Consider the following 25,252-nt stretch of genomic DNA (forward strand, 5'->3'; position numbering starts at 1 on the left):
ATGGAACAGCTCGACAGATACGATCTAAAAATCCTTGCCCAATTGCAAGGCGACGGCCGCCTCACCAACAACGAGCTCTCGGAATTAATCGCGCTCTCGCCATCGCAATGTTCGCGCCGGAGGGCACGGCTTGAGGCGGAGGGCTTTATCCACGGCTATCGCGCCGTGCTCGATCGCGGCAGGCTGGGGCTCGACCTCATGGTCGTCATCGCCGTAACCCTTGCGACCCACAACCGCGACAACGCCAAGCGTTTCGCAACACTGATTGCGGACCTGCCGGAGGTGCTGGAATGTTACGCCCTGACCGGCGAAATGGATTACCACCTCAAGGTCGTGACGCCTGACCTTGCCGGACTTTCGCGCTTCGTCAACGACGTGCTCCTGCCGCACGACAGCGTTCAGCATGTCAAGACGTCGATCGTATTAGCGACGCTCAAGGACTTTCAGGGATTGCCAGTCCACCAGCGCAGTAGGCCGTAAGCCTTATTCATAGGTTTCCTATTATATTGATCTTATTGAAATTGCAGCGACAAATTTGTTTGCGTTGGATTCTGTGATTATTTTTGTCAGACTCCGTTCCCTCGCCCAAAGCGGGACCTAAGCTCTGCCTTTCAACAACCTTGGTAGGCTCATACAAACCCGTTAAAAGCGGTTCTTGCCATCGGAGAAGGCAGAATTGATTTCCGCTTTGCAAGTAGCGCGTCGCCGCTGTACCCTATCAAGCTGATAACTGCACAAGTGCTCAGTCTATAGCCGGGCAAAAATCCGGTCGCGCGTTTCAACCGATGAATAAGTAGCCGCGGATCATGGAACTTATCGTCGCCCTCGGCCTGATCGTCTTCAAGGTCGCGTTTCTGATCGCGATCCTGCTATTGCTGCCCTTGCCGCTGACCTGGCTGGAACGCAAGATTGCTGGGCACATCCAGCAGCGGATGGGGCCAATGCGCGTCGGGTGGCACGGGCTGCTGCAGCCGGTGGCGGACGGAATCAAGCTCTTGACCAAAGAAGACCACATCCCGGACGAGGCCGACCGCTTTCTGTTCAAACTGGCGCCAATCCTGGCGCTCGCCCCACCATTCGTGGTGTTCGTCGCGATCCCGTTCGGCGAAACCGTCTCGGTGTTGGGTGCCGAGATCACGCTCTACGTCTCCAACATGAATGTGGCGATCCTTTTCGTCTTCGCTGTGATCGGCATTGAGGTCTACGGTGTCATCTTCGGCGGATGGGCCGCGAACAGCAAATACGCTGTTCTGGGCAGCCTCAGGACTTGCGCGCAGATGATCAGCTATGAGATCCCGATGGGGTTTGCGGTCATCGGCGTGGTCATGTTGGCGCAATCCATGAGCCTGCTCGAAATCGTACGGGCGCAGGCCGATGTCTGGAATATCGTTTACCAACCGATCGGCTTCCTGGTGTTCTTCGTTGCCGGACTGGCCGAGGCACAGCGCATTCCATTCGACCTTTCGGAAGCGGAAGGTGATCTGGGGGCTGGCTTCCATACCGAATACAGCGGTATCCGCTTTGCGTTTTTCATGATCAGCGAATATGCCATCGTCTTGCTGGTGTCGGTGCTGGTGGTGATCCTGTTCTTCGGCGGCTGGAACGGCGTACTGATCCCCTTGCCACCGCTCCTTTGGTTTCTGCTCAAGGTCTCGTTCTTCGTCTATCTGTTTATCTGGTTCCGTTTCACTTTCCCCCGCTACCGCTACGACCAACTGATGGCGATCGGATGGAAAGTCTTGCTTCCTTTATCGATGGCGAACATAATCATAACCGGAATTGCTTTCATTTAGGGGCCGCAGCGGCTCCATAGCGGGGGCGATGATGTCGCGCGCGCAGGACAGTATTGGAACATGGATCGGCTGGGCGTTCTTCGGCGATCTGGCGAGAGCCTTGGCGCTGACCTTCGGCTACATGTTCGCCAGATCCGTCACCATGCAGTATCCGGACAAGGAAAAATGGTTGCCCTACCCGCGCTACCGCGGGCATCACTTCTTGACGCGCGACGAAGAGGGCGAGATCAAATGCGTGGCCTGCGAACTCTGCGCCCGGATTTGTCCCTGCGACTGCATCGAAGTCATCCCCTACGAGGACGAAAAGGGCAACCGTCACCCGGCAAAATTCGAGATCGACACGGCCCGGTGCCTATTCTGCGGGCTATGTGAGGACGCCTGTCCAGCGGACGCGATCGCGCTTGGCCAACAATACGAATTCTCGAGCTTTTCCTCGCGTGATTTGGTGATCGGGCGCGACGATCTGCTCGCCAAACCGGGCAAGGCGGCAACCGGTGGCGGCGTAATTGCCGCGCGCCTGAATACGGAGAAGGACGTGCTCGTCGAAACCAAAGAGACGCAGGGCTACAACTGGTGGCGGAATATACGGCGAACGTGAAGACGCGCCAGCTGTCAAACAATGCGCTCGGACAGGAGGCTCAGATGTTTGTCGGCGAAATCATGAAGAACAAGGGTGTCGGTGTCATCGCGGTCAATCGCGATCAGTCGATGGTGGAAGTCCTGAGACTGTTTCGCGAGAACAATATAGGCTTCGTTGTCGTCAGCCAATCAGACGGCGAATACCTTGGTACCTTGTCGGAGCGGGATTGCTGCAATGCGGTAGCCGAATACGGGGCCGCGGCGGCGATGATGCGAGCCGCGGACATCATGAACCGCAATGTAGCGACCTGTTCGACCCGGGATTTGCTGCCGGTCGCGATGGGAATCATGACCCGGCGGCGTACGCGTCATGTCCTGGTAATGGATGGGGACAACGTTGTCGGCGTGGTCAGCATCGGCGATGTGGTCAAACATAGGCTCGACGAAGCGGAGCGCACGGAACAGGATCTGCAGGATTACATCTGCGGGAACAGGTATCACTGATCAAGGCGCGATGCAGGGTCAGGCAAGCCACCGTCCATGCCTTGGTGTCGATCCTTAGGGTTCGACGTAGAACCAGTGAGACAGGCGGACGCCGTGGCCCGGTGAACTTCCACCGGACATGGATATACACCCCGACGCATCAGTCTGTTGAGGCGTAGGGCCCTGTAGTTCTCGGGGAGAAATACGAGGCCCTTAGGAAAGCGCCTGTTGACCTTGAGCTTCGCCGTCAATTCTCCCAGAGCGGATCGCACGACCACCGGATCGCTATCCGAAAAGCCAAGTTGGGTGGCATCCTGCGCGCTCATCTCGACATAGGGGTCATCAGCGACCGTATTCAGTATCTCCGAGCGTTCGGAAAGATATCCGTTGTGGAACAGGCAGTTGCCGGTAATCAGCATCAGTCCGGTGGCTGCTTTCGCGGCCGGCGGCGGCGCGAAGAACTCGCCAGCCGGTGGCAGCGGGACCGCCTTGGTGAACGCGCCGTCAGCGCCAAGTCCATCCTGCGTCAACCCCTGATAGGCCGGAACCCGCCGGGCAATCTCGTCGAAAATTCCGCCTTCTGTCGAGGGCTGCAGGGTCTGGCTGCGCAGCGCTGCGACGAAGTCGAAGATCGCCAGATTGCCTCGCGCCTCGAAGGAGGGTTCGCGGAATTTGCGGATCTTCTGGGTCCGACCCTCGTTGTTGGTGAACGTCCCGGATTCCTCGCCGTAACCTGCCGCGGGCAGAACAACCTCGGCCAGGCCCGCCGTATCCGTTAGGAAGGTATCCTGCACGATCAGGAGATCGGCGGCGCCAAGCGCTCGCGTCACGAAATCCCTGTCGGGGTAGGCGATCAGGGGGTCTGCTCCGGCGAGGTAGAGCGCGCCCATCCCGCCACCGACGCAGAGCTCCAGCATGGCTTCGAGACCCGCGCCGGCTTCAGACGGGATTTCGGCACCCCAGTTCCGTGCAAGGGTTGTACGGGTCGCATCATCGGTGACCGCCCACAACCCCGGCAAAGCCGCTGGCAAAACACCCATGTCCCAGGCGCCCAGCTGGTTGGCGCGATCAAAGAGGAACTGCATCGCCAGGCCCTTGCCGAGCAGGCGGAGAACCTGCAGCAGGTTGTTGAGTTGCTGCAGCGTCGCGCGCGCTTCGGGTGACCTCAGGAGCTCGACGCTGACAAGCACAGTGACGCTTCGGCTTTCCTTGAGCGCACTGGCCAGACGAGCCGGCCCGTCACTACCGGTATTCACCGGCGGCCTGCCGACCGTCGCTTCGATGTCTGCAAAAGTCTCGCCCGGCAAGGCGTGACCGGCCGCTTCCACGAGCCCGGCTACCACCGCCGCAAGGCTCGCCGTTTCTCCGCCCGGCGGCACGCGAACCACAACGCAGGCATCGGCCTCAAGACGGGAGGGCCGCGCCGAAAGCATGAGCAAAGCGGTCTGCCGCCGCCGCGCGCCGTCCCGCAGCAGGTATTCGGTGACCGGGTTCTCCTCGGTCACGTTGCCGCCGACGACGAGCACGCAGTCGTTGGCGATCACCTCTTCCAGTGGTGCGCGGCTGTAGAAGGCTGCCAGTAATGGCCCGAGCGTATCGAAGGGCGCGGACCAGCGCGACGAGCAATCAATGTTGTTGGTCCGGAATACCGTCCGCATCAGCTTCTGGAACTGATAGAGCACCTCGTTGGGCAGGCGCGGCGAGGCCAGCCCCCCTGCAGCCTTGTCCTCGACGGCCGACAGCCGCCGGCGCAGATAGTCCGCCGCTTCGTCCCAGGAAACCGGAGCCAGAGTGCCATCGCGACGGATCATCGGCCGCTCGATCCGGTCCCTGCCCGAGACGAAATCGAGACCGAAGCGTCCCCGCACGCAAAGCGTTTCGCGGTTGACCCCCTCGCCCCACTTCGAGCGTACCCGCATAAACTCGCCCTTGCGTGTGCCCACCGTCAACTGGCAACCGGTGCCACAATGCGGACAGACCGTGTCGGTCTCGACCAGATCCCAGGGCCGTGCCTTGTAGCGGTAGGGGAAACTCATCAGAGCGCCGACCGGGCAGACCTCGATGCAATTGCCGCACTGATCGCAACTCGCAAGGCTACCCTCGAAGCCGGTGACGGCCGTATCCATGCCTTTTTCGACGGTGCCAAGCGCGACCGCGCCGACCACCTCCTCACACATTCGGACGCAACGCTGGCACTGGATGCAGCGGTTGACGTTCATGATGACGACCGGGCTGAGACGAATGTCCTCGGAGTGGAATACACGCTTGAGATCGTGGAACTCGCTTTTGCGGGGGCCGTATGCCATCACCATGTCCTGAAGCTCGCATTCGCCGCCCTCATCGCAGATCGGGCAGTCAAGGGGGTGGTTGGCAAGCAGCATGTCGAGCATGGAAGATCGCGTTTCGTCGATCAGCGGCGTATTCGCCCGCACGACCATGCCATCGGTGACCGTGGTGGCGCAGGACGGCTGCAGCCGCCGCAACCCCTCAATCTCCACCAGGCACATGCGGCAGGAGGCCAGCGGCGGCAGCCGCTTCCAGTAACAGAAAGTTGGAATGTCGATGCCCAAACGCTCAGCCGCCATGAGCACCGTGGAGCCAGCCTCGACTTCAAGCGTTTGTCCGTCGATCGTAACGCTAACCATGCTTCCTCCAAGCCCGCCTCAAACACACGCTCTCAGTGAAACGGGCACCTCCGCTCTTCGATATGGGCGACGAACTCGTCGCGGAAATGCTTAAGCGCCGCCCGCAATCCCATCGCGGCACCGTCACCCAAAGCACAAAACGTATTGCCGAAAATGCCTTTGCAAAGCATCTCCAGCTGCTCCAGATCGCCAGGGCCGCCCTCCCCAGTCTCAATGCGGCGCAGTACTTTTACGGCCCAGTTCAATCCTTCCCGGCATGGCGTACACTTGCCGCAGGACTCGTGATGGAAGAACTCGATGATCCGGGTGGCGACCTTGACCATGCAGGTCGAGTCGTCGATTACGACAACGCCGGCCGAACCAAGCATCGAGCCGGCGGCAGCAAGCGAGTCGAAATCCATCCCGACCTCCAGCCCGCCCTCAGGTATTACCGGCGCCGAGACCCCGCCCGGAATTACAGCCTTGATCCTGCGCCCCGGTAACGGACCGCCAGCGTGCTGCTCGACCAGTTCGCGCAGCGGTATGCCCATCGGCAGTTCGTAAAGGCCGGGTTTGCGCACCTGCCCGCTCAGGCAGTAGAGCTTCGGGCCGGGGCTCTTATCCGGACCTATCCCCCGAAACCAGGCCGGCCCGCGCATCACAATATGCGGCACGCAAGCAAGCGTCTCGACATTGTTGATGACGGTGGGGCTGGAGTAGAGCCCGGCCACGGCGGGAAACGGCGGTTTCAATCGCGGCTGCGCCCGCTTGCCCTCGAGCGACTCGAGCATCGCGGTCTCCTCGCCGCAGATATAGGCGCCCGCGCCGCAGTGAACGTGCACGGTGAACTTGAAATCAGAGCCTAGAACACGCGTTCCGAGATAGGACTTTTCGTGAGCCTGGGCGATCGCTTGCTCCAGGCGGCGTATCGCCGTCACATATTCTCCCCGGATGTAGACATAGGCGGTTTCGGCCCCGATCGCGTAGGCGCTTACCGCCAGCCCCTCGATGAGCTGGTGTGGATCGCGCTCCATGATGATCCGGTCCTTGAAGGTTCCGGGCTCGCCCTCATCAGCGTTGCAGCACAGATATTTCGGCTTGCCGGCCTGCTTCGGCACGAAGGACCATTTCATGCCCGTCGGGAACCCGGCCCCGCCGCGGCCGCGCAGGTTGGACTGTTTGACGAGGTCGACGACCTCGTCCGGCGTATACTCGCGCAGCGTCTTGGCCAATGCCTGATAGCCGCCGCCAGCCTCATAGGTCGACAGCAAATGACTGTCCGGCACGTCGACATTCTTGAGAAGAACCGGCTCGAACATGACACTACTCTCCCGGCGGTCGCGCAAGGGCGGGCTCACTTTCGACCTGCCTCGCCATGGTGCGGAGGCTGTCCAGGAGTGCGTCTATCCGCGCGACATCAAGGTTGCCGTGGTAATCATCGCCAACCTGCATCACCGGAGCCATCTCGCAGGCACCGAGGCACTCGACGGTCGAAAGCGTGAACAGCCCATCCGGCGTCGTGCCGCCCTTGTTGGTCCCCAGCACCTCCTCCAAATGCCTCAGCAGGTCCTCGGAGCGTCGCAGCATGCAAGAAACGTTGTCGCAGAGTTGCAGGTGGAACATGCCCACCGGTTCGATATGGAAGAGTGTGTAGAAGGTCGCCAGTTCGTAGACCCAGATCCGCTCGACACCAAGGATATTGGCGACTTCTTCCAGCACTGGACCAGGCAAATGGCCATGCTCCCTCTGCGCGATCAGAAGCGCGGGCATGATCGCTGAGCGCTGGTCGGGATACCGCGCCGCCGCCGCCTCGATCTGTTCGCTCATGGTCATCGGGTTTGAACCTCCCTGCTACTTGTCCACCTCGGCCATCACCGGGTCGAGGCTGCCGAGCACGGCGATCATGTCCGCCAGATAGCGGGCGTTGGTCACTCCAAAGAGTCCCTGAAGGTTGACGAAGGACGGTGCCCGCACCTTCATGCGGAACGGTTTGGGCGATCCGTCGCTGATGATGTAGAAGCCTAGCTCGCCCTTTGGCGCCTCGATCGCCGAATAGACCTCGCCCTTCGGCACCTTGAAGCCGTAGGCCGAGAGGTCGAAATGCTGGATCAATGCCTCCATCGAGCAGTGCACCCTGTCCTTGTCCACCGGGAAGGCGATTGTCGGCATGTCGATCTGGAACGGCCCCTCGGGCATCTGGTCGAGACATTGCTCAATGATCCGGATGCTCTCGCGCATTTCCTCGACACGGCACTGCCAGCGCGCATAGCAGTCGCCCTCCTTGCGGGTAATGACATTGAAGTCGAGCCGATCGTAGATCTCATAAGGCTCGTCGCGGCGGATGTCCCAATCGACGCCCGAGGCGCGCAGGTTCGGGCCACTCAGGCCGAGATCGATGGCATCCTCGGCGGCGATTACGCCGATCCCTTGCGTACGGTTCAAAAACACCCGGTTGTTCTCGAGCAGCCGGTCATAGTCGCGAATGCGGTTCGGGAAAATGTCACAGAATTCCCGGATCTTGGGGAGGAACCCGTCGGGCAGGTCCTCGCGCACACCACCGACCCGGCAGAAAGAGGTATGCATCCGCGCCCCGGTAATCATCTCCAACAGATCCATGATCATTTCGCGCTCGCGCATCGCGTAGAGCAGGGCAGTCATGGCGCCAAGGTCCATTGGCAGCGCGCCAGTGATCAGGAGATGGCCCGAGATCCGTGCCAGCTCAGCCATCAACACACGAATATACTGCGCCCGTTCCGGTGCTTCTATGCCGAGGAGTTTCTCCACGGCCAGCGCAAACGCCAGGTTGTTCGAAGGTGGGCAGAGATAGTCGAGCCGGTCCGTCAGCGGGAAAATCTGGGTATAGGTGAAGCTCTCCGCCAGTTTTTCGGTGCCGCGGTGGAGATAGCCGATATGCGGGTCCACGCGCTCGACGTACTCGCCGGTCAATTCGAGGACGAGCCGAAGAACCCCATGAGTGCTGGGGTGCTGCGGGCCGAGATTGAGAAGCACTTCCCTGGTATGGAGCGCTTCGCCTTCAGGCCTGCTGAGCTCGGTGACTTCAGTCATCTCAACTCTCCGGCGCGGAACGGCCTACTTGCGGAATATCCCTGGTGGCGAGGTCCGGCTGTGTCGGCGGCGGGCCTTCGGCTCCAAACGGATTCAACTTATCCTTGTATCCACGCAGCGGAAAGTCCTTACGCTGCGGGAAGCCCTCGAATCCCTCCCACATGTAGATCCGGCGCAGGTCGGGGTGGCCCTCGAACCTGATCCCGTACATGTCCCAGGCCTCGCGTTCATGCCAGTTGGCGGTACGCCAGACGCCCGTAACCGAGGAGAGCTGGGGCGGATCGCCAAGCCAGCACTTGATGCGAATCCGCCACCGGTTGGGGAGCGAGTAGAGGTGGTATACCGCTTCGAATCGCGGCGTTTCGGGATAGTGATCAACCCCGCAGATGTCGGAGAGGAAGTTGAATCGCAGTGCTGGGTGTTCCTTCAGGAACCGGCAGAACTCGACGATCGTCTCGGGAGGAACAGCAAAGACGTGAATGCCGTGCGCGCAGCCGAGATCCTCGATTGATCCCCCGAAACGCTCCATGATCGGACCCAGATTGAGAGGCCGCCCTACACTCATGACGCTGCAACCCGATCCAGAGGCGTCCCGGCCAGCGCGCGGGTCCTCTTGATCTTCTCTTGAAGCAGGAGGAAGCCATGCATCAACGCCTCGGGCCGCGGGGGACAGCCCGGCACATGCACGTCGACGGGCACGAAAGTCTCCGACCCCTGCACCACGGCGTAGGTGTTGTAAACCCCGCCCGAAATGGCGCAGGTGCCCATCGCAATCACCCAGCGCGGTTCCGGCATCTGGTCGTAGAGCCGACGCACCACGGGCGCGAATTTCCGGGTCACGGTGCCGGCGATGATCATCACATCGGACTGACGTGGTGAAGGGCGGAACACCACGCCGAACCGGTCGAGATCATAGCGCGCGCAACCGGCTGAGATCATCTCGATGGCGCAGCAAGCAATGCCGAAGGTCTCAGGCCATAGGGCCGACCTCCGGCTCCAGCTGATGATGCTGTCGGCCGTGGTGAACAGCACGCTATCGCGGATCGCGTTGTTTACTCCTCCCATTCCAACGCTCCCTTCAGCCAAGCGTAGGCGAAGCCCACGAGAAGCAGCAACATGAAGACGAACATCTCAACATAGCCGATGAACCCGATCTCTTTCAGAACGACGGCCCAGGGAAAGAGGAACATTGCCTCGACATCGAAGACCACCAGCAGTATCGCAAGGATAAAGAAAGGCACTCTGAAGCGGCCCCCGGCGGCCTCGCCCGACGGGTCCATGCCGCATTCGTAGGGCATGTTCTTTGCGGGATAGGAATTGGAGGGGCGCAGCAGCGACGAGACGAAAAGCGTCGTCATCGCCACCAGAACAATTCCGGCGGCCATGAAGAGAACAGGCAGAAATTCCATTGCAGACATGTCGCATTTCCCCGGTCACCCGCCGAGGGCCTTGCTCAGGCCGCGACCGGCCCCATTCGGGCCGGCAATGCGGTCGCCCCAGTAAGTGACTTGGGCGCTCCTTTCTTCAATTGTCAGTGTATTCCCTCGGGGGAACCATTGCAAATCCAATAGATCAGCCTCCAAACACCGCACCTTGAGCAAGCCTCAGGAACCGTTCCGGAAATAGGCCGATTCCGAGAGTGCCGACGGCGGTGAAGGCGAGCGTCGCGCGAACCAGGGGCGTCAGAGCCGGGTCAAACGCCCTGCGTGGCTCGCGCATGTAGATCACCATGACGATGCGGATGTAGAAGTAGGCGGCGACGGCGCTCAGCAGCACTGCGATCACCGCCAGCATGACGAAACCCCGCTCGACCAACGCGACCAGCACGTAGAACTTGGCGAAGAACCCGGCCGTCGGCGGAATGCCGGCCAGCGAGAACAGATAGAGCAGCATCAGAAGCGCCAGCCCGGGATGCGACCTGGCAAAGCCCGCGTAGTCTTCGATAATCTCGCCCGAGAAATCGCCGTTCCGCATCATGATGACGATGCCGAAAATGCCGAGGTTCATCAAAGAATAGATCAGCAGGTAGAGCATCACGCTGGCGATGCCGTCCGCACCGCCGGCCACCACGCCGAAAATGGCGAACCCGGCATGGGCGATGCTGGAATAGGCCAGGAGGCGCTTGAAATTGTCCTGCACCAGCGCCACGAAGCTGCCGAGTGCCATTGTCACCACCGCAATGACGGCGACAACGACCCAGGCGTCCGAGGCTGCAACCAGCGGGTTGAGGAACACCCGCAGGATCGCCGCGAACCCCGCAGCCTTCGGCCCCACAGACATGAAAGCCGTGATCGTCGTCGGCGCGCCCTCGTAGACGTCCGGGACCCACATATGGAACGGCACCGCGCCGACCTTGAAGACCAACCCCGCGACGATGAAGACCACCGCCAGCAGCAATCCGGGATCGAGCGGATCGCCGGTCACCGCGGCCGCCATGCCGTCCAGTTGCGTCGTGCCGGTGAGCCCGTAAACGAGCGAAACGCCATAGAGGAAGATCGCGGTCGAGACCGCGCCAAGGATCACGTATTTCAGTGCCGCTTCGTTCGAACGCGGCTCTCTTCGCAAGAAACCGGTCAGTACATAGGTGCAGAGCACCATCAGTTCGAGACCCACATAAAGCGACAAGAGATCGGTCGCCGAGGCCATGATCATCATTCCCGAAAGGGCGAAGAGCAGCAGAACATAGTATTCGCTACTTTCAATCCCCTCAATGTCGGCATATTTTCGCGACAGGAAGAATGTCAAAACAGTGGCTAAGTAGAACACGAGCTTGAAAAAGACCGCAAAGCCGTCGGCGACGAACATGCCCGTGTAGGCCGGCCGTACCTCGCTCGCCAGCATGAGTGTCCCCAAAGCCGCAATCAGCACGACGGCGACGGAAGCCCAGACAAAGACATGTTCCTGCCCCTTCCGCACAAGCTGGCCAAGGATCAGCAGGATGCAGGCTCCAGTAATCACCACGATCTCGGGCAGGCTCGCTAAAGCCGACTGGAAAAGCGCGGCGGCGGTCATTGGCCGCTCCCCTTGGTGTGCACGTGCGCCAGCAAATGCTTCACCGAGACGTCGATGATGTTGAGAAAGGGTTTCGGATAGAGCCCGACCCAAAGCACGAAGACGGCCAGCGGCAGGATCGCAGCCATCTCGCGGGCGTTTACGTCGCGTATCTTGAAGCGGGCGCCGATGCTGGCCGGACCAAGTGCTACTCTCCTATACATGCCAAGGAGATAGGCCGCGCTCAGCAACGCGCCCACGACCGCGGCCGCGCCGGCGGCCAGGTTGGCCGCAAATCCGCCCGACAGCACCAGCAACTCGCCGACGAACGAATTCGTCCCCGGCAAGGCCATCGACGACAAGGTGAACAGCGCCAGAAACGCCGTGTAGACCGGCGCCACCTTCATCAGCCCGCCGTAGTCGGCGATACTGCGCGTATGCGTCCGCTCGTAGATCAGGCCGACGAAGAGGAACAATGCGCCCGTCGTTACGCCATGATTGAACATTTGCAGGATGCCGCCCTCGAGCCCGCGGAAGTTCAGCGCAAAAATCCCCAGCGTTACGAAACCCATATGGCTGATACTGGAATAGGCCACCAGCTTCTTCAGGTCGTCCTGCGCCAGCGCAAGTAATCCGCCATAGACGATGGCAAGAGCCGAAAGTGCCAGCATCAGCGTCGAATAATATACTGACGCCTCCGGCAGCATCGGCAGCGAGAACCGCAAGAACCCGTAGGCGCCCATCTTCAGGAGCACTCCGGCCAGAATGATGCTGCCAGCCGTCGGCGCCTGTACATGAGCGTCCGGCAGCCAGGTATGAACCGGGACCATCGGCACCTTCACGGCGAAGGCGATCAGGAAGGCGAAGAAAAGCCAGGATTGAACCCAGAACGGCAAATCCTGACCTGTGAGCGCGAGAATGTCGAAGGTCCTACCGCCGTGGAAATAGAGCACGATGACACCGATCAGGAACAGGAGGCTGCCCGCCAGCGTGTAGAGGAAGAACTTGAACGCGGCATAGACCCGGCCATCACCGCCCCACACGCCGATGATCAGGTACATCGGGATCAGCATCGCCTCCCAGCACACATAAAACAGAAACAGGTCGAGGGCGCAGAATACCCCTAGCATCAGCGCCTGCATGACGAGCAGGCTCACCATGAACTCCTTCACCTTGCTGTCAATCGCGACCCACGAGGCAAGCACGCAAATCCACCCCAGCAGTGCGGTCAAGAACACGAAGAGCGCGCTGATCCCATCGATACCGAGCGCGTAGGTGATCCCGAGCGTAGGCACCCAAGGGTGTATCTCGGTGAACTGCATCTCGTGGGTCGTCTGGTCGAAGCCGGCCAGCATTGCGATGCAGAGAGCCAGGTCGAGGACGGTGATACCCAGCGCTGTCCAGCGCACCGCATCCTCGCTGCGGAGAAACATTAAAACCACTGCCCCGGCGGCAGGCGTGAATACAATGAGACTGAGGAGCGGCAATCCCATCGCACCCCCTACCGCCAAGCCACGGCGAAAACGACGGCGGCCGCGATCAGTCCGGCGATCATCGCCAGCACATAATGGGTCACGACACCGGTCTGGAGCCGCCGCAACGCCGCGCCCCCGCTCAGGATCGAACGGGCGACGCCGTTCACGACGGCGTCCACACCGTTAAGATCGATCCGCAATCCTTCTCGTGCCGACCCGTGCAGGAAAGGTAGCGCCGTGGTCTCAGACACCTCGCTCACCGCCTTCTCGTAGCGCGCCAGCGGCCTTTCGGCGAGCCACATGAAGTACCGCGCACCCTTGCGGTAGAACCAGTCGGTGTCCAGGCTGATCGTATTCTCGGGATCGAGAGCTCGCAGGAAAATGACAAAACCCAGTGCCGTGAACATCAGCACGCCGAGGCTCTCCGTAATATGGAGACCCGTATATGGTTCGAAGTCGACCGGATAGGGTAGCAATGCATAAAGCGGCCGCGGGAACACACCGATCGCAATGCAGAGCACCGCCGCCATACCCATCGCAACCAGCATGTTGCCGGGCGGGTCCCGGGCCCCTAGGCCCTGGTCCTTACCGAAGAACATGTAGTACGGGAGCTTGAGCCCGGTGTGCAGGAACGTCCCGGACGATGCCATCGTCAGCGCGAGCACGACCAACGCGCGGTGATCCTGCCCAGCGGCGGCCACGACCATCGACTTGGTGACGAAACCCGAGAAGAACGGAAATGCCGAGATCGCTAAGGCGCCGACCATATAGAGCGTCAAGGTCAGCGGCATGGTCTTGTAGAGCCCGCCGAGTTCGGTGAGCTTACGCCGCCCAGTGACATGAATCACCGCCCCCGCACCCATGAACAGAAGCGCCTTGTAGAGGATATGGGCGAAGGCATGGCTGGTGGCTCCGTTCAGCGCCATCTCGGTCCCAATGCCGACGGCCGCCACCATGTACCCCACCTGGCTGACGATGTGATAGGCAAGCAGTCGCCGGCAGTCGTTCTCCAGCACCGCGTAGATAACGCCGTAGAGCGCCATCGCGGTACCGAGCCAGACCAGAAGCTCGGTCCCCGGAAACGCCCGCGCCAACACGTAGACGGCGGTCTTGGTGGTAAAGGCGCTCATGAACACCGCGCCTGTGACGGTCGCCTCCGGATAGGCGTCGGTGAGCCAGGCGTTGAGCGGCGGCACTGCGGCGTTGAGGATGAACCCGGCAAGGATCAGGTAGACGGCCACGCCCATTTCTCCCTCGATCGGGCCGAAAAGAGATGAACCCGTGGCGAGCCCGTGGAGAACCACGCCGCCGAGCAGGCAGACCCCGCCGGTGATATGGACCATGAGATACCGGAACCCCGCCCGGATCGCCTTGTCGCCTCCCTGGGCAAAGACCAGATAGGCAGAGGAAAATGCCATGCCTTCCCAGAACAGATAGAGGGTCAGGTAGTCACCGGCGAACACCACGCCGAGTGCGCTGCCGACGTAGATGAATGCGGCCACATGCTGGCCGGGGCGTGTCAGGTGCAACGCGTAGACCGTGCCGATCAGCGCCATGACGGTGAAAACGGTGGCGAAGACGATACTCAGCCTGTCGACCTTCGCAATCAGGATTTCCTGCCCGATAAACCTCGCCTCGCCATAACTGCCCGGCTGCATCGCGAGCACGGCAAGGATCGCCAGCGTCGGGATCAGCAGCAGATAGGCCTTGCCGATCGATCCCCTGAGGAACGGTATCGGCAGAGCACCGAGAATGAAGAGCAGAGCCGGATGGATGAAGTCAGTCATAATAGTCCTCGCGCCGCATCAGCCCGATCCGATGGCCGAGAAACTTGGAAACGAAGATGAGCAGAACGCAGGAGCCGAAACCGTAGACGGCGGACCAGCCAGGCAGGCGCTCCCAAATGTATTCGGCGTGTTCGCGAGAAACCAGAAAGTCGGCGGCCACGATCAGAACGAGTGCCAGATAGAACAGTCGGCGGCGCTGCCTTGCCCATTCTTCGTCACCAAAGAAGTCGACCACGCGCTTGATCATCTGACCACTCCGTCCGCCAGGGTAAGAAAATAATCGGGGAAGATGCCCATCAGCACCGATAGGATGGCGGTCGCAACAAGCGGGATCGTGATCATCGGAATTTCACGGACCGTCGTCCGGCTCTCCTGCGACTCGGTCCCGAAAAAGGCGACATAGCTGACCGGCAGGAAATAGGCGGCGTTCAGGATCGAACTCACCAGCAGTACGACCAGGAACGCCATCTGTCCCGCCTCCACCGACCCCAGCGTCAAATACCATTTGCTGACGAATCCCGCGGTCGGCGGCACCCCGATCATGCTGAGCGAGGCGACGAAGAATGCCCCCATCGTCCAGGGTAGCCGGCGGCCGATGCCAGCCATGTCGCTGATGTTGCGCTTTCCCGATGCGCAGTAGATCGACCCGGCGCAAAAAAACAGCGTGATCTTGGAAAATGCGTGCGCTGCAATGTGGATGATCCCGCCGACCATTGCGACCGGCGACAACAGGACCGCGCCCAGCACGATGTAGGAGAGCTGGGAAACCGTCGAATAGGCGAGCCTAGCTTTCAGGTCGTCCCGTGTCAGGGCGTAGACCGACGCCATCAGGATCGTGAATGAAACCAGATAGGCCGTGGCGATGCCGAGGCCCAGTTCTCCGACCAGCCCGACGCCGAAGACGTGGAACACCACCCGCAGCACACAGAACACACCCATCTTGACGACAGCCACTGCATGCAAGAGTGCGCTGACAGGTGTTGGCGCCACCATAGCGGCCGGCAGCCACGCGTGCATGGGCATCACCGCAGCCTTGGCGAAGCCGAAAAGATAGCAGAAATAGACAACCGTCAGCAGCGGCGCCGAGGCATTGACTCCCTCCAATAGCCCCCCCTCCACAAAGTCGAGCGACCCCGCAATGGAATATGTCAGTGCCAGCGCGGCAAGCAGCACGCTTTTCGACGCGCCCATCAGATAGACGAGGTATTTGCGGCTGCCCGCCCATCCCTCTTCGTCCTCATGGTGGTAGACGAGCGGATAGGTAACGAGGCTGAGCACCTCGTAGAAGATCACCAGCGTGAACAGATTGGCGGCAAAGGCGCCTCCGACGGCCGCCGCGAGGCTGGTGGCGAAACAGGCAAAGAATCGGGTCTGCGCATGCTCGTTCAAGTGCCGCATGTAGCCGACGGAATAGACCGCGGCGACGATCCATAGGAGTGACGAGACGGTGGCGAACACCATGCCGAGCGCATCCGCCCGGAAAGCGAAGTCGGCCCCCGGCAGGATCTCGAACAGGCGCAAATCGACGGTTCCGCCCGCCAACACCGTGGGCGCCATAGAGGCAACAATCGCAAACAGGGCGATCGCGGCCAGCGGCGAGACGAGATCGCGGATTTTCTCACGGTTATTCAAAAGAAGAACTGCCACGGCGGTCAGGCCCGGGACGGCGACGGCAAGCAGCGGCCTGATCGATATCACCGGGTCCAAGCCGTTATCCTTTCATCATGGTCACGTCGTCGACCTTGAGGGTGGATTTGTTCCTCACAAGGGCGACCAGGATGCCAAGAGCAACGGCAACCTCGGCCGCAGTGATTGCTATGACGAAGATGGCGAAGATCTGCCCGCGGAAGTCGTCGTAGATGCGCCCGAAAGCGATGAAATTGATGTTGACCGAGTTTAGCAGCAACTCCAGCGACATCAGCACGACCAGAATATTGCGCCTGAGCAGCACGCCCGCCGCTCCGATCACGAACAGGACCACCCCGAGCAGAATATACCACGACAGCGGAACCATCACCCCTGCTCCTTCCGCGCCAGCACGATGGCGCCGACCAAAGCCACCAACAGGATGACGGAGGCGACCTCAAACGGCAGAAGATAACCGGCGAAAAGCGTCGTGCTGAGCTGCCTGATCTCATCGCCGCCGCCTACGGGAACAGTGACCGAAAAGCGATCGCTCCAGAGCACCAGTACCGACATCTCGATCCCAAGCAGAACGAGCATCACCAGAGCCGGCAGGTTGCCCCCCGGCAAGAACCGCTGCAACTTTGCTTCGCGCACATCGATCATCATGATCACGAATAGAAACAGGACCATGATTGCGCCGACATATACGAAGATCTGGATGACCGCGAGCAACGGCGCTTCGAGCAGGACGAAGATTGCCGAAATCTGCAGGAAACACGCCATCAGCGCCAATGCGCAGTGAACCGGATTCCGCGCCAGGACCACCGTCAGGGCCGTGATCACGGACACCGTAGCGAACAGAAGAAAGAACCCCTGATCCATCGACGCGACCCTCCCACGCGAGCTGTCACTCGGCGCGAGACGGCCGGATTTGAGATAGCTCTGCACTTCAGGTGCATTTATAAATTGTGCCCTAGTATCGGATTTTTCACAAGATTATTGTCGTTGGCGGACAAACCACTGCGGTTCTGATGTGGCTGAGCCGCTCGCCAAGGTCTCGAAGCGCCGCCGCCATGGCAATCCAGACACGCTTGCGTTGCCCGCCGGAAAGCTCGTCCACCGGTCTTTCGGCAAGATCCGAGGTTTTGGTTTCGACGGGCGCGCCGCCATAGCTTCGTCCCTGGTCTGCGCCCCAGCATCAACCAATCTGCTTAGCCGGCCGGCCGTTATATTCACCCCCGATTTGCAGCCTTCACGAACGTCGCCAGTTCGCGCCCAAAGCGGTCGGGCTCCTCGTAAAAGGGCGAATGGCCGCTGTTGGCAAAGATCGACAAGCGGCTGTCCTTGTGGGTCGCTTTTACTCGTTCCGACGTGGCCGTACGGACAAGCCGATCGTGCTTGCCGCGCGTCAGGAGAATGGGGCCGGGAAAGCCGCGGAACGCAGGCTCCAGATCTGAGGTTTGGGTCTTCACGAAACCTTCGTTCACTGCGCGCGGCGTCATGCCGTTGATGGCAAGCATTCGCTGCAACTCGTCACCTGTTGGAGGTTGAAATTCTCGCCCGCGAAGCCGCAACCCGGCGTGAGGCCATGAAAGAGAGGATTACAGAAATACTCAAGCCTTTCGCCGGCACTTATGACGTTTCCCGTCTGGGGCGTCATTTGGTGGCGGTGATGCAAGGCATCTCGATCCAGGCTCGTGATGGTGTGCAACCTGCAGCACTGTCGATGACGTTGTTTCAGGCGTCGCGGCATGCGCCAATCCGAAGGCAAAACCTCCCCTCGATAGGGCGAAGAACGCCCTGGTTCACCGGCCCCGATAGCGTAGTGCCTCAAGAAGCAGGGCAAAAGCAGGAGAGGAGTGCCGGCGGCTGGGATAATAGAGATGATAGCCGGGGAACGGTTCACACCAGTCCTCAAGCACCCGGATCAGGCGGCCCTCAGCGATGTGTTCGAGAACTTCGTCTTCGGGAACATACCCAAGCCCTAGCCCCGCGAGAGCCGAGTTCAACCTCAACGCCATGTTATTGAAGACGAGCTGACCCTCGACCCTCACCTTGAGTTCGCGCCCGCCCTTTTCGAATTCCCACGGGAAAAGGCCACCATAGGTCGGTAGCCGGAAGTTGATGCAGTTATGCTGCGTCAGATCCTGCGGCGTCTCCGGCCGCGGATACTTCTGGAAATAGGCGGGCGATCCGACGATTGCCACGCGCATTTCAGGACCGATCCTGACAGCGATCATGTCCTTGGCGACCTGTTCGCCAAGCCGCACGCCGGCATCATAGCCTTCTGCGACGATATTGGTCAGGCCATAGTCGACCACGATCTCCACGTGAATGTCCGGATACTCCGGGAGAAACCTCGCCAATGCAGGCTGGAGAATCGTCACCGCTGGATGTTCACCCGCTGTGATGCGGATCATCCCGGCGGGCTTCTCCCGCAAGGCACTGAGTGCTGAGATTTCCTGCGCGATATCCTCGAACCGGGGCGCGACCGACTGTAGCAGCCGCTCTCCTGCTTCTGTGGGCGAGACGCTGCGCGTGTTGCGCGTCAGCAGCCGCAACCCTAAACGCGCTTCCAAAGCCTTGACGGTTTGACTCAGAGCGGATTGGGAAACGCCGAGCTTGGCGGCGGCCCTGGTGAAGCTCCGCTCCTTCGCAACGACGACGAAGGCGGCGAGGTTGTTGAAGTTTTCGATCTGCATTCATTAGACCAACTTATAAGGCAATGCCGATTATAGCGACTAATCGAGAGGTGATGCGAGCGTTATGTTGTCCTCATCGCATTCGAAGCCCCCGCAGGCTCACCGAGCGGCATCGCGGGCCCGACCCGTAGCTTTCAGACCAGACCGGATCTCAAAGGAGGACGACATTCAAAAGCGCGCGCTCGGCAACAGCAATCTCCAAGTCTCGGCCATCGGCCTCGGCTGCAAGCACTACCTTCGGCGAAAACGATTTTCGGCGCATTGTGCCACGCTTCGCCCCCGAGGCGCTCAAGGCCAACCAGGCGCTTGTCGACCTCATCGGATCTATACCTCAGCCAAGGGTGTCACGCCGGCGCTCGCGGAGCGACCCTGGATCGTGCCGATCCCCGGCACTACCAAGCTCACCGGCTCGAGAAAATCTCGGAGCAACGGATGTGGAACTGACGGCTAATGACCTGGCTCGTACAGAGCAAGCCCTGCCGGCATCCAAGTGCTCGGTGACCGCTATTTTGCTTCGCACCAGCGCTTGGTCAATCGCTGATTCATATCCGCAAGAAAGACAGCAATGACTTCCAACACCCAAAAGACCACTCTGTCCAATGGTGTCGATATGCCGCTCCTAGGCCTCGGCGTCTATCGCAGCAGTCCCGAAGACACCGTGCAGGCGGTTTCGACCGCACTCGCCACCGGATACCGGCTGATCGATACCGCCGCAGCCTACAGGAATGAGGAGCAGGTCGGCGAAGCCATGCGTCAGAGTGCCGTTGACCGCGCGGATGTCTTCGTCATCACCAAGCTGTGGATCAGCGACTACGGCTATGACGAGACGCTGCGCGGCTTCGATCGCAGCATGCGCAAGCTCGGGCTTAACGGAATCGATCTCTATCTTCTGCATCAGCCGATGCCCAATGAGTGGGAGCGGACGGTCGCGTCGTGAAAGGCTCTGGCGCGTCTTTTCGACGAGGGGCGCACCCGCGCCGTCGGCGTGTCCAATTTCAACTCCGAGCTCCTGGCCGACCTGATCGACCGCACCGGCTTCGTTCCCCACGTGAATCAGGTCGAGCTGCACCCTTTTTTACACAGGAAGACTTGCGAGCGACACATCAGCGGCTCCGGATTGCCACCCAGGCGTGGTCGCCGATCGGCGGCGTGATGCGCTACGTCTCCGACCATCCGGAAGCCGCGCCGAGCCCGTTGTCGCATACTGCGGTCGCGGATCTTGCCGAAAAACACGGCAAGACGCCGGCACAAATCATCCTCCGCTGGCATCTGCAACATGGTTTCTCCGCCATCCCGAAATCCGTCCGCGCCGCACGCATCACCGAGAACTTCGACGTTTTTGACTTCGTTCTGTCCGTGGACGAGATGGCGGCAATAGATGCCCTGGACACAGGCGTCCGCAGCGGCCCGAACCCGGATGACATCGATACCAAGACGTATCCCCTTCGGATCGAAGACTGATGCCGTCCGCGATGAAAGGACCATCTGACATGACAAACGAGCAAAACATGAATATGGGACGACGTGGCTTTCTGGGGACAGCGAGAAGCCTCGCAGCAGCATCGTTCCTACCCGGAAATGCTTCATCTGCGTCCGCTCAGACCAGTGCCTTGACCAGCCCAGCCGAGTCCACGCAGAGCGGGCGGCGAAAGCTCGGGGCACTGGAAGTTGCCAGCGTCGGCATCGGCGTCCAGAACATGAGCCGGACCTACCAGACCACGATCCCTAGCCGGCCGGAGATGATCAAGATTATCCGGACGGCCTTCGAACGCGGTGTCACTGACGCGGCTGAGGCATACGGACCTCATGAGGTGGAGCGGATTCTCGGTGAAGGCGTCGAGCCATTCCGGGACAAAGTCGTGATCGCATCCAAGTTCGGCTGGAACATCGATCTTGAAACGGGCGAGCGTCGCCCGGGTCTCAATAGCCGCCCTGACCATATCAAGCTGGCCGTCGACGGCATGCTCAAGCGCCTGCGGACCGACCGGATCGACCTCCTTTATCAGCACCGTGTGGACCCCGCGGTCCCCATCGAGGACGTCGCCGGCGCAGTTAAGGTCCTCATGGACGAAGGCAAGGTGCTGCATTGGGGCCTCTCCGAAATGGGACCGAACACGTTGCGTCGCGCCCATGCCGTGCTTCCGGTCACCGCTGTGCAGAACGAATATTCGATGCTGTGGCGCGGGCCTGAGAAGGTGGTACTCCCCCTTTGCGAGGAGCTGGGCATCGGGTTTGTGCCGTGGAGCCCTCTGGGGGTTGGTTTTTTAACTGGCGCGATTGACGCAAGGACGCGCTTTGCAGAGGGCGACATTCGCCGAGTGGAATCCCGCTTCTCACCTGAGAACCTGCCGCACAATCTCTCGCTCGTTGACCTTTTGAAGACGTGGGCCGAACGGAAGCAGGCGACCCCTGCCCAGATCGCTCTGGCCTGGCTGATGGCGCAGAAGCCCTGGATTGTTCCGATTCCCGGTAGCACGCAGATGCCGCACATGCTCGAGAACATCAGCGCAGCATCGGTTCGTTTCACTTTGGCCGAACTCACCGAGCTCAATGCTGCTGCGTCAACGATTGAAAGTCGGGGAGCGCGTCTTCCTGACCAGGTCCTGGTCTTTTCGGGTGTCGAAGCGCCTCCAAAAACGTGACCGGCAGGCTCGACATAATTGCCCGCCTAGCCTTAGCGGCCCGCCGCAAAGTGAGCGACGGGCACTCTGAGTGTACACCCTAACGCGAAGGCTGAAGTCAATATGATCAAAGACATATCCCGACGCGCATTGCTGGCCGCTCCCGCTCTGTTGTCTTTGGGTGCTGGGACGTGCGCGAGCGCGCAGCTGACGAGTACGCCACAGCGCGCGCCCTCAAACATCCTTGTCGCCTATTTCTCCCGCACGGGAAACACTCGTGTCCTCGCCGGAACCCTGCAGCGGACGCTTCTTGCAGACCTCTTCGAAATCCTTCCGTCGCGGCCCTATCCAGACGACTACGAGCAGACAGTAGAGCAGGCACGGCAGGAGCGGGATAGCGGCTTTGAGCCACCTCTGAAGATGACGGTTCTTGGCATGGCCACCTATGAGACAGTATTCCTCGGTTTTCCGATCTGGGGGGAGACCGCCCCACCGGTGATCCGCTCATTTCTGAGCTTGCATGATCTCTTGGGCAAGACGGTCCGGCCCTTCGTCACCCATGGAGGTTATGGTCTTGGCAATAGTATGACCGTCCTTGCAGCCATGCACGGGGCGCTCAGATCGAGCCTCCCTTCTCAATGGAGGCGGACCAGGAACGCCGAACTCTCAACGAGGTCAGGACATGGCTCAGCGAAATCGAGCTGTGATGATGTCCCACTGAAACGCGAAGTATCCTTGTCCGGCAAAGAAGCAGTGTATGGCTCAACGTCGCTGATAGACTTTCGAGAAGTTCTTTGTCGTGATCCATCCTGAAATACTTCATGAAAATCGAACAAAAAATCCGCGGAATATCCTAGAGCTTGTTGTATTTTCTAACGGATAATGATTCGGATTATCCGCTTGCAGATAATATTTCTTGGCACTCCTACCAATCGAGTGCCAGAGATGTTATGTAATAGATGCGGCCGCCCTATGCGCCGACCGCAGAAAGATCCCTCATGACATTCCGTCCTCTCCACGACCGCGTCGTCATACGGCGCGCGAAAGGTGACCTAAAATCGAGGGGCGGGATCATCATTCCCGACACCGCCAAGGAAAAGCCGCAGGAAGGCGAAGTGATCGCCGTTGGGCCGGGCTTGCGCGACGAAAATGGGCGACTGATGCCGCTCGAAGTGGAGACCGGCGACGTGATCCTGTTCGGAAAGTGGGCGGAAACCGAGATCGGGATCGATGGCGAAGATCTCCTGATCGTGAAGGAGTGCGACATCATGGGCATCGTCAAAAAGACCGAGGCGACCGCCGACACGGCCGCCTGATCCGCCGAATTCCGACCCCGACTCTCAAGACCGAACTGGACCACAGACAATGTCTGCCAAGGAAATCATCTTCTCCACCGACGCACGCGATCGTCTGCTTCGCGGCGTCGAGGTTCTCAACAATGCCGTCAAGGTAACGTTAGGCCCCAAAGGCCGCAACGTCGTCATCGACAAGTCCTATGGCGCGCCACGCATTACCAAGGACGGCGTCGCGGTCGCCAAGGAAATCGAACTTGCGGACAAGTTCGAGAACATGGGCGCGCAGATGGTGCGCGAAGTGGCATCCAAGACCAACGATCTTGCGGGCGACGGCACCACAACCGCGACGGTGCTCGCAGCCTCCATCTTTCGCGAAGGCGCCAAACTTGTTGCGGCCGGGATGAACCCCATGGATTTGAGGCGCGGCATCGATCTTGGCGTTGCGGCCGTACTCACGGAAATCAAAGCGCGCGCCACGAAGGTTAGCTCATCGAGCGAAATCGCCCAGGTCGGCACAATCGCCGCCAATGGCGATGCGACGGTAGGCAAAATGATCGCTGATGCGATGGAAAAGGTTGGCAACGAAGGTGTCATCACAGTCGAGGAGGCCAGGACGGCCGATACTGAACTCAGTGTCGTCGAGGGTATGCAATTCGACCGGGGCTATCTCTCGCCTTACTTTGTAACCAATGCCGAAAAAATGCGCGTGGAGCTGGAGGACCCATATGTCCTTATCTATGAGAAGAAGCTCGGCAATCTGCAGGCAATGCTGCCCATCCTCGAAGCCGTGGTGCAGAGCGGCAAGCCGCTGCTTATTATTTCCGAGGATGTCGAAGGCGAAGCTCTGGCCACATTGGTCGTCAATAAATTGCGGGGCGGATTGAAGGTCGCTGCCGTCAAGGCCCCGGGCTTCGGCGATCGACGCAAGGCCATCCTGGAGGACATCGCCATTCTGACGGCCGGCCAGATGATCTCCGAGGATCTCGGCATCAAGCTGGAAAATGTCACGCTGGATATGCTCGGGCGCACCAAGCGGGCACTGATCGAAAAGGATACCACCACGATCATAGACGGCGCAGGTGAAAAATCTGAGATCGCTCGACGCATCAGCCAGATTAAGGCGCAGATCGAGGAAACCACCTCCGACTACGACAAGGAAAAGCTGCAAGAACGCCTTGCAAAACTCGCCGGCGGCGTTGCGGTGATCCGCGTCGGTGGCTCGACCGAAATTGAAGTCAAGGAGAAGAAGGACCGCATCGACGATGCCCTGAACGCAACTCGTGCGGCGGTCGAGGAGGGAATCGTTCCGGGCGGAGGCGTCGCCCTATTGCGCGCCAAGTCGGTCCTGGCGGGGCTAACTGCAGAAAACGCCGACGTGACGGCGGGGATTTCGGTCGTGCTGAGGGCGCTGGAAGCCCCGATCCGGCAGATCGCCGACAATGCCGGTGTCGAGGGCTCTATCGTTGTTGGGAAACTCGCCGACAGCACGGATCACAACCAGGGGTTCGACGCACAGACGGAGACCTATGTCGATATGATCAAGGCTGGCATTGTCGATCCTGCCAAGGTGGTGCGGACCGCTTTGCAAGACGCCGGCTCGATCGCAGCACTTCTGATCACCGCCGAAGCGGTGATTGCCGATATTCCCGAAAGAGAATCTGCGCTGCCGGCCGGAAACGTCGGCATGGGTGGCATGGGATACTGAGGACAGTGCCTGAGCCGCTCGGCCAGGACGGCCACAGCGGTGAACCAAACAACATCGGCAAGGAGAATTCCAATGGCAATGCAGAGCAGCAGCAAAACATCGATTTTCCAACGTTTCGACAGCTATCAGCCATCGAAGACGATCCTCGTCTGGGCTTGTGTCGTCACTGCAGTCGCCACGATCATCGTCGGATTTAACTGGGGGGGCTGGGTGACGGGCGGCACTTCCCTCAAAGCAGCGGCAACTGCGGGCGAAACAGCACGTGGAGAACTTGCATCCGCCATATGCGTTGACCGGTTCAACAGTGCGACGGATGCCGCCGCAAAACTGGTTGAATTTAAGGCTCTTCCAGACAGCTATAAGAAGCGCCAATTCATCGAAGCCGGCGGATGGGCAACCATGCCAGGACAAACCTCAGCCGACAGCAAGATCGCCGAAGGCTGCAGCACCGCGCTCTCCGCCTGAAGGCCTCCTGTCTAAGACTCGCTTGGCGCCCCGGGGTGCT

General features: G+C 60.2%; 24 protein-coding genes and 4 pseudogenes. 11 read left to right on the forward strand and 17 right to left on the reverse strand.

What is annotated here, in order from left to right; genetic code table 11:
* From ISN39_RS28875 to ISN39_RS28890, 4 genes are all read left to right on the forward strand, one after another.
* Positions 1-480, forward strand: a complete 480-nt coding sequence (locus ISN39_RS28875; protein WP_194731418.1) for an Lrp/AsnC family transcriptional regulator — start codon at positions 1-3, stop codon at positions 478-480.
* Positions 481-806: 326 nt separating this feature from the next.
* Positions 807-1,793 carry an NADH-quinone oxidoreductase subunit NuoH gene (gene nuoH, locus ISN39_RS28880; RefSeq protein WP_074071553.1) on the forward strand — a complete coding sequence of 329 codons (987 nt, stop codon included), beginning with the start codon at positions 807-809 and terminating at the stop codon, positions 1,791-1,793.
* A 31-nt stretch (positions 1,794-1,824) separates the two neighbouring features.
* On the forward strand, positions 1,825-2,391 hold the full coding sequence (locus tag ISN39_RS28885) for an NADH-quinone oxidoreductase subunit I (RefSeq protein ID WP_194731967.1): 567 nt from the start codon (positions 1,825-1,827) through the stop codon (positions 2,389-2,391).
* A 44-nt stretch (positions 2,392-2,435) separates the two neighbouring features.
* Complete coding sequence (locus ISN39_RS28890; RefSeq protein WP_194731419.1) at positions 2,436-2,876, forward strand: CBS domain-containing protein; 441 nt, start codon at positions 2,436-2,438, stop codon at positions 2,874-2,876.
* Here the strand turns inward: ISN39_RS28890 and nuoG are convergent.
* The 17 genes and pseudogenes from nuoG to ISN39_RS28975 all read right to left on the reverse strand — a co-directional run bounded on the left by nuoG (position 2,870) and on the right by ISN39_RS28975 (position 19,126).
* Positions 2,870-5,500 carry an NADH-quinone oxidoreductase subunit NuoG gene (gene nuoG / locus ISN39_RS28895; RefSeq protein ID WP_194731420.1) on the reverse strand — a complete coding sequence of 877 codons (2,631 nt, stop codon included), beginning with the start codon at positions 5,498-5,500 and terminating at the stop codon, positions 2,870-2,872. The two genes, ISN39_RS28890 and nuoG, sit on opposite strands and share 7 nt — an antisense overlap.
* Positions 5,501-5,532: 32 nt before the next feature.
* On the reverse strand, positions 5,533-6,798 hold the full coding sequence (nuoF, locus tag ISN39_RS28900; RefSeq protein WP_194731421.1) for an NADH-quinone oxidoreductase subunit NuoF: 1,266 nt from the start codon (positions 6,796-6,798) through the stop codon (positions 5,533-5,535).
* Between the two features lie 4 nt (positions 6,799-6,802).
* Complete coding sequence (gene nuoE, locus ISN39_RS28905; protein WP_194731422.1) at positions 6,803-7,312, reverse strand: NADH-quinone oxidoreductase subunit NuoE; 510 nt, start codon at positions 7,310-7,312, stop codon at positions 6,803-6,805.
* A gap of 18 nt (positions 7,313-7,330) precedes the next feature.
* Entirely contained in the window at positions 7,331-8,545 is a 1,215-nt protein-coding gene (nuoD, locus tag ISN39_RS28910) for an NADH dehydrogenase (quinone) subunit D (RefSeq protein ID WP_194731423.1), read from the reverse strand.
* A gap of 1 nt (position 8,546) precedes the next feature.
* Positions 8,547-9,110, reverse strand: coding sequence for an NADH-quinone oxidoreductase subunit C (locus tag ISN39_RS28915; protein ID WP_194731424.1), 564 nt, complete (start codon positions 9,108-9,110; stop codon positions 8,547-8,549).
* A complete protein-coding gene (locus ISN39_RS28920; RefSeq protein ID WP_022716698.1) occupies positions 9,107-9,610 on the reverse strand; it encodes an NADH-quinone oxidoreductase subunit B in 504 nt (167 codons plus the stop codon). Before ISN39_RS28920 ends, ISN39_RS28915 begins: the two co-directional genes overlap by 4 nt.
* Positions 9,598-9,963, reverse strand: coding sequence for an NADH-quinone oxidoreductase subunit A (locus tag ISN39_RS28925; protein WP_074071546.1), 366 nt, complete (start codon positions 9,961-9,963; stop codon positions 9,598-9,600). The genes ISN39_RS28920 and ISN39_RS28925 overlap by 13 nt, the downstream gene beginning before the upstream one ends.
* Before the next feature lie 154 nt (positions 9,964-10,117).
* Positions 10,118-11,557: an NADH-quinone oxidoreductase subunit N gene (locus ISN39_RS28930; RefSeq protein ID WP_194731425.1), complete on the reverse strand. Its 1,440-nt coding sequence runs from the start codon at positions 11,555-11,557 to the stop codon at positions 10,118-10,120.
* A complete protein-coding gene (locus ISN39_RS28935) occupies positions 11,554-13,029 on the reverse strand; it encodes an NADH-quinone oxidoreductase subunit M (RefSeq protein ID WP_194731426.1) in 1,476 nt (491 codons plus the stop codon). Before ISN39_RS28935 ends, ISN39_RS28930 begins: the two co-directional genes overlap by 4 nt.
* Positions 13,030-13,037: 8 nt before the next feature.
* Complete coding sequence (locus ISN39_RS28940) at positions 13,038-14,798, reverse strand: Na(+)/H(+) antiporter subunit D (protein ID WP_074071543.1); 1,761 nt, start codon at positions 14,796-14,798, stop codon at positions 13,038-13,040.
* Positions 14,791-15,045 carry a hypothetical protein gene (locus ISN39_RS28945; RefSeq protein WP_194731427.1) on the reverse strand — a complete coding sequence of 85 codons (255 nt, stop codon included), beginning with the start codon at positions 15,043-15,045 and terminating at the stop codon, positions 14,791-14,793. The genes ISN39_RS28940 and ISN39_RS28945 overlap by 8 nt, the downstream gene beginning before the upstream one ends.
* Positions 15,042-16,505, reverse strand: a complete 1,464-nt coding sequence (locus ISN39_RS28950; protein WP_194731428.1) for a monovalent cation/H+ antiporter subunit D family protein — start codon at positions 16,503-16,505, stop codon at positions 15,042-15,044. The genes ISN39_RS28945 and ISN39_RS28950 overlap by 4 nt, the downstream gene beginning before the upstream one ends.
* Before the next feature lie 4 nt (positions 16,506-16,509).
* The gene (gene nuoK, locus ISN39_RS28955) at positions 16,510-16,812 is read right to left on the reverse strand and encodes an NADH-quinone oxidoreductase subunit NuoK (RefSeq protein ID WP_074071540.1); all 303 of its coding nucleotides are present in this window, start codon (positions 16,810-16,812) and stop codon (positions 16,510-16,512) included.
* Positions 16,812-17,306, reverse strand: coding sequence for an NADH-quinone oxidoreductase subunit J (locus tag ISN39_RS28960; protein ID WP_040115122.1), 495 nt, complete (start codon positions 17,304-17,306; stop codon positions 16,812-16,814). Before ISN39_RS28960 ends, nuoK begins: the two co-directional genes overlap by 1 nt.
* Before the next feature lie 181 nt (positions 17,307-17,487).
* Positions 17,488-17,574 (reverse strand): annotated as a pseudogene (locus tag ISN39_RS28965) (ABC transporter ATP-binding protein); the annotation flags it as partial.
* An 82-nt stretch (positions 17,575-17,656) separates the two neighbouring features.
* Positions 17,657-17,944 carry an alpha/beta hydrolase gene (locus ISN39_RS28970; protein ID WP_194731429.1) on the reverse strand — a complete coding sequence of 96 codons (288 nt, stop codon included), beginning with the start codon at positions 17,942-17,944 and terminating at the stop codon, positions 17,657-17,659.
* Between the two features lie 285 nt (positions 17,945-18,229).
* A complete protein-coding gene (locus tag ISN39_RS28975) occupies positions 18,230-19,126 on the reverse strand; it encodes a LysR family transcriptional regulator (RefSeq protein ID WP_194731430.1) in 897 nt (298 codons plus the stop codon).
* Between the two features lie 233 nt (positions 19,127-19,359).
* Between ISN39_RS28975 and ISN39_RS36865 the strand changes: the two are divergent.
* The 7 genes and pseudogenes from ISN39_RS36865 to ISN39_RS29005 all read left to right on the forward strand — a co-directional run.
* A pseudogene (locus tag ISN39_RS36865) lies at positions 19,360-19,667 on the forward strand (aldo/keto reductase); the annotation flags it as partial.
* Between the two features lie 24 nt (positions 19,668-19,691).
* Positions 19,692-20,587 (forward strand): annotated as a pseudogene (locus tag ISN39_RS28980) (aldo/keto reductase).
* A 29-nt stretch (positions 20,588-20,616) separates the two neighbouring features.
* Complete coding sequence (locus ISN39_RS28985; RefSeq protein ID WP_194731968.1) at positions 20,617-21,768, forward strand: aldo/keto reductase; 1,152 nt, start codon at positions 20,617-20,619, stop codon at positions 21,766-21,768.
* Positions 21,769-21,870: 102 nt separating this feature from the next.
* A pseudogene (locus ISN39_RS28990) lies at positions 21,871-22,454 on the forward strand (flavodoxin).
* A 291-nt stretch (positions 22,455-22,745) separates the two neighbouring features.
* Positions 22,746-23,063, forward strand: a complete 318-nt coding sequence (locus tag ISN39_RS28995) for a co-chaperone GroES (RefSeq protein WP_194731431.1) — start codon at positions 22,746-22,748, stop codon at positions 23,061-23,063.
* Between the two features lie 49 nt (positions 23,064-23,112).
* Complete coding sequence (groL, locus tag ISN39_RS29000) at positions 23,113-24,747, forward strand: chaperonin GroEL (protein WP_194731432.1); 1,635 nt, start codon at positions 23,113-23,115, stop codon at positions 24,745-24,747.
* Positions 24,748-24,819: 72 nt separating this feature from the next.
* Positions 24,820-25,212, forward strand: coding sequence for a hypothetical protein (locus ISN39_RS29005; protein WP_040115119.1), 393 nt, complete (start codon positions 24,820-24,822; stop codon positions 25,210-25,212).
* Positions 25,213-25,252: the final 40 nt, after the last annotated feature.

The organism is Rhizobium sp. 007, assembly GCF_015353075.1.
GTDB lineage: Bacteria > Pseudomonadota > Alphaproteobacteria > Rhizobiales > Rhizobiaceae > Rhizobium.

Excerpts from the sequence above, each read along its gene's own strand:
- ISN39_RS28875 (WP_194731418.1), top strand. The coding sequence starts at position 1 with ATGGAACAGCTCGACAGATACGATCTAAAAATCCTTGCCCAATTGCAA.
- nuoH (WP_074071553.1), top strand. The coding sequence starts at position 807 with ATGGAACTTATCGTCGCCCTCGGCCTGATCGTCTTCAAGGTCGCGTTT.
- ISN39_RS28885 (WP_194731967.1), top strand. The coding sequence starts at position 1,825 with ATGTCGCGCGCGCAGGACAGTATTGGAACATGGATCGGCTGGGCGTTC.
- ISN39_RS28890 (WP_194731419.1), top strand. The coding sequence starts at position 2,436 with ATGTTTGTCGGCGAAATCATGAAGAACAAGGGTGTCGGTGTCATCGCG.
- nuoG (WP_194731420.1), bottom strand. The coding sequence starts at position 5,500 with ATGGTTAGCGTTACGATCGACGGACAAACGCTTGAAGTCGAGGCTGGC.
- nuoF (WP_194731421.1), bottom strand. The coding sequence starts at position 6,798 with ATGTTCGAGCCGGTTCTTCTCAAGAATGTCGACGTGCCGGACAGTCAT.
- nuoE (WP_194731422.1), bottom strand. The coding sequence starts at position 7,312 with ATGACCATGAGCGAACAGATCGAGGCGGCGGCGGCGCGGTATCCCGAC.
- nuoD (WP_194731423.1), bottom strand. The coding sequence starts at position 8,545 with ATGACTGAAGTCACCGAGCTCAGCAGGCCTGAAGGCGAAGCGCTCCAT.
- ISN39_RS28915 (WP_194731424.1), bottom strand. The coding sequence starts at position 9,110 with ATGAGTGTAGGGCGGCCTCTCAATCTGGGTCCGATCATGGAGCGTTTC.
- ISN39_RS28920 (WP_022716698.1), bottom strand. The coding sequence starts at position 9,610 with ATGGGAGGAGTAAACAACGCGATCCGCGATAGCGTGCTGTTCACCACG.
- ISN39_RS28925 (WP_074071546.1), bottom strand. The coding sequence starts at position 9,963 with ATGTCTGCAATGGAATTTCTGCCTGTTCTCTTCATGGCCGCCGGAATT.
- ISN39_RS28930 (WP_194731425.1), bottom strand. The coding sequence starts at position 11,557 with ATGACCGCCGCCGCGCTTTTCCAGTCGGCTTTAGCGAGCCTGCCCGAG.
- ISN39_RS28935 (WP_194731426.1), bottom strand. The coding sequence starts at position 13,029 with ATGGGATTGCCGCTCCTCAGTCTCATTGTATTCACGCCTGCCGCCGGG.
- ISN39_RS28940 (WP_074071543.1), bottom strand. The coding sequence starts at position 14,798 with ATGACTGACTTCATCCATCCGGCTCTGCTCTTCATTCTCGGTGCTCTG.
- ISN39_RS28945 (WP_194731427.1), bottom strand. The coding sequence starts at position 15,045 with ATGATCAAGCGCGTGGTCGACTTCTTTGGTGACGAAGAATGGGCAAGG.
- nuoK (WP_074071540.1), bottom strand. The coding sequence starts at position 16,812 with ATGGTTCCGCTGTCGTGGTATATTCTGCTCGGGGTGGTCCTGTTCGTG.
- ISN39_RS28960 (WP_040115122.1), bottom strand. The coding sequence starts at position 17,306 with ATGGATCAGGGGTTCTTTCTTCTGTTCGCTACGGTGTCCGTGATCACG.
- ISN39_RS28970 (WP_194731429.1), bottom strand. The coding sequence starts at position 17,944 with ATGCTTGCCATCAACGGCATGACGCCGCGCGCAGTGAACGAAGGTTTC.
- ISN39_RS28975 (WP_194731430.1), bottom strand. The coding sequence starts at position 19,126 with ATGCAGATCGAAAACTTCAACAACCTCGCCGCCTTCGTCGTCGTTGCG.
- ISN39_RS28985 (WP_194731968.1), top strand. The coding sequence starts at position 20,617 with ATGACAAACGAGCAAAACATGAATATGGGACGACGTGGCTTTCTGGGG.
- ISN39_RS28995 (WP_194731431.1), top strand. The coding sequence starts at position 22,746 with ATGACATTCCGTCCTCTCCACGACCGCGTCGTCATACGGCGCGCGAAA.
- groL (WP_194731432.1), top strand. The coding sequence starts at position 23,113 with ATGTCTGCCAAGGAAATCATCTTCTCCACCGACGCACGCGATCGTCTG.
- ISN39_RS29005 (WP_040115119.1), top strand. The coding sequence starts at position 24,820 with ATGGCAATGCAGAGCAGCAGCAAAACATCGATTTTCCAACGTTTCGAC.